The organism is Pedococcus sp. P1_H8, from assembly GCF_056405175.1.
On record NZ_JBFUCP010000202.1, the window covers coordinates 1 to 470 of the forward strand.

Annotated in this window: 1 protein-coding gene; it reads left to right on the plus strand. The window is 74.5% G+C overall.

What is annotated here, in order from left to right; all coding sequences use genetic code 11:
* On the plus strand, positions 1 to 470 hold a 470-nt coding region (locus tag AC1DYG_RS19590; protein ID WP_477641522.1), incomplete at both ends, for an aldo/keto reductase.

A 470-nucleotide genomic window follows, 5' to 3' on the forward strand; every position in this document is an offset into this window, starting at 1 on the left:
GTGTCGCCCAGCGGATCCTCGCGGAACTGCTCGACGACGTGGTCCCGCGCACCGAACTGGTGATCTCGAGCAGCGGCGGCATCCATCCCGGCCGCGACGGCGTGGACTGCTCGCGCCGCGCACTGCTCGGGCAGTTGGACGCGACGCTGCGCGAACTGGGCACCGACCACCTCGACCTGTGGCAGGTGGCCACCTGGGACCCGTTCACCCCGGTCGACGAGGTGGCCTCGACGCTCGAGTACGCGGTCACGAGCGGCCGGGTCCGGTACGTCGGCGCCCGCGGCTACCTCGGCTGGCAGCTGGCCACCGCGGCCGCGGGCACGCCGCTGGTGGCCACCCAGGCCGAGTACTCGCTGCTCGCCCGCGGGGTCGAGGACGAACTCATCCCGGCGGCGGACCACCACGGCGTCGGACTGCTGGCCGCGGTCCCGCTGGCCGGCGGCGTGCTCACCGGGAAGTACCGCGACGGC